Raw genomic sequence first — 2,399 nt, 5'->3', positions numbered from 1 at the left:
CCTGCCCAACGAAGAAGTTCACCACGCGCAACCATGACGCCCAATGTTGTCTGATAGCGAAACACCTTCGGGTTGTGAGGTTAAGCGACTAAGCGTACACGGTGGATGCCTAGGCAATCAGAGGCGATGAAGGACGTGCTAATCTGCGAAAAGCGTCGGTAAGGTGATATGAACCGTTATAACCGACGATATCCGAATGGGGAAACCCAGTGCAATTCGTTGCACTATCGTTTGATGAATACATAGTCAAACGAAGCGAACCGAGGGAACTGAAACATCTCAGTACCTCGAGGAAAAGAAATCAACCGAGATTCCCCTAGTAGCGGCGAGCGAACGGGGAACAGCCCAGAGTCTTAATCAGCATTAGCATCAGGAGAACGGTCTGGAAAGGCCGGCAGTATAGGGTGATAGCCCCGTATCCGAAGGTGTTAGTGTTGTGAACTCGACGAGTAGGGCGGGACACGTGTTATCCTGTCTGAATATGGGGGGACCATCCTCCAAGGCTAAATACTCCTGATTGACCGATAGTGAACCAGTACCGTGAGGGAAAGGCGAAAAGAACCCCGGCGAGGGGAGTGAAATAGAACCTGAAACCGTGTACGTACAAGCAGTGGGAGCCTTGATTTATCAGGGTGACTGCGTACCTTTTGTATAATGGGTCAGCGACTTATATTCTGTAGCAAGGTTAACCGTATAGGGGAGCCGTAGGGAAACCGAGTCTTAACTGGGCGAATGAGTTGCAGGGTATAGACCCGAAACCCGGTGATCTAGCCATGGGCAGGTTGAAGGTTGGGTAACACTAACTGGAGGACCGAACCGACTAATGTTGAAAAATTAGCGGATGACTTGTGGCTGGGGGTGAAAGGCCAATCAAACCGGGAGATAGCTGGTTCTCCCCGAAAGCTATTTAGGTAGCGCCTCGTGAACTCATCTTCGGGGGTAGAGCACTGTTTCGACTAGGGGGTCATCCCGACTTACCAACTCGATGCAAACTACGAATACCGAAGAATGTTATCACGGGAGACACACGGCGGGTGCTAACGTTCGTCGTGAAGAGGGAAACAACCCAGACCGCCAGCTAAGGTCCCAAAGTCATGGTTAAGTGGGAAACGAAGTGGGAAGGCTCAGACAGCCAGGATGTTGGCTTAGAAGCAGCCATCATTTAAAGAAAGCGTAATAGCTCACTGGTCGAGTCGGCCTGCGCGGAAGATGTAACGGGGCTAAACCATGCACCGAAGCTGCGGCAGCGATATGTAAATATTGTTGGGTAGGGGAGCGTTCTGTAAGCCTGCGAAGGTGTGCTGTGAGGCATGCTGGAGGTATCAGAAGTGCGAATGCTGACATAAGTAACGATAATGCGGGTGAAAAACCCGCACGCCGGAAGACCAAGGGTTCCTGTCCAACGTTAATCGGGGCAGGGTGAGTCGACCCCTAAGGCGAGGCAGAAATGCGTAGTCGATGGGCAACGGGTTAATATTCCCGTACTGGTGATAATTGCGATGGGGGGACGGAGAAGGCTAGGCTGGCCGGGCGACGGTTGTCCCGGTTTAAGGATGTAGGTGGGTGAATTAGGCAAATCCGGTTCACTATACACTGAGGTCTGATGACGAGTCACTACGGTGGCGAAGTAGCTCATGCCCCGCTTCCAGGAAAAGCCTCTAAGCTCTAGATTATCATTAATCGTACCCCAAACCGACACAGGTGGTCAGGTAGAGAATACTCAGGCGCTTGAGAGAACTCGGGTGAAGGAACTAGGCAAAATGGTGCCGTAACTTCGGGAGAAGGCACGCTGGCATTAGGTGAAGTCCCTTGCGGATGGAGCTGAAGCCAGTCGAAGATACCAGCTGGCTGCAACTGTTTATTAAAAACACAGCACTGTGCAAACACGAAAGTGGACGTATACGGTGTGACGCCTGCCCGGTGCTGGAAGGTTAATTGATGGGGTTATCCGTAAGGAGAAGCTCTTGATCGAAGCCCCAGTAAACGGCGGCCGTAACTATAACGGTCCTAAGGTAGCGAAATTCCTTGTCGGGTAAGTTCCGACCTGCACGAATGGCGTAATGATGGCCAGGCTGTCTCCACCCGAGACTCAGTGAAATTGAACTCGCTGTGAAGATGCAGTGTACCCGCGGCAAGACGGAAAGACCCCGTGAACCTTTACTATAGCTTGACACTGAACATTGAGCCTTGATGTGTAGGATAGGTGGGAGGCTTTGAAGTGTGGACGCCAGTCTGCATGGAGCCAACCTTGAAATACCACCCTTTAATGTTTGATGTTCTAACGTGGCCCCATTATCTGGGGTGCGGACAGTGTCTGGTGGGTAGTTTGACTGGGGCGGTCTCCTCCCAAAGAGTAACGGAGGAGCACGAAGGTTGGCTAAGCATGGTCGGACATCATG

Annotated in this window: 1 rRNA gene and 1 other annotated feature; the gene reads left to right on the top strand. The window is 51.8% G+C overall.

Going from position 1 to position 2,399, the window contains the following annotated elements:
* Positions 1 to 92: 92 nt before the first annotated feature.
* Positions 93 to 2,101 (top strand): 23S ribosomal RNA (locus PROVRUST_RS19425).
* Between the two features lie 58 nt (positions 2,102 to 2,159).
* Positions 2,160 to 2,341 (top strand) — a sequence feature (23S ribosomal RNA rRNA prediction is too short).
* The last annotated feature ends 58 nt before the right edge of the window (positions 2,342 to 2,399 follow it).

Source organism: Providencia rustigianii DSM 4541 (genome assembly GCF_000156395.1).
GTDB lineage: Bacteria > Pseudomonadota > Gammaproteobacteria > Enterobacterales > Enterobacteriaceae > Providencia > Providencia rustigianii.
The sequence above is the reverse complement of the archived record's forward strand: the minus strand, read 5'-3'. Positions and strand labels throughout refer to the sequence as shown.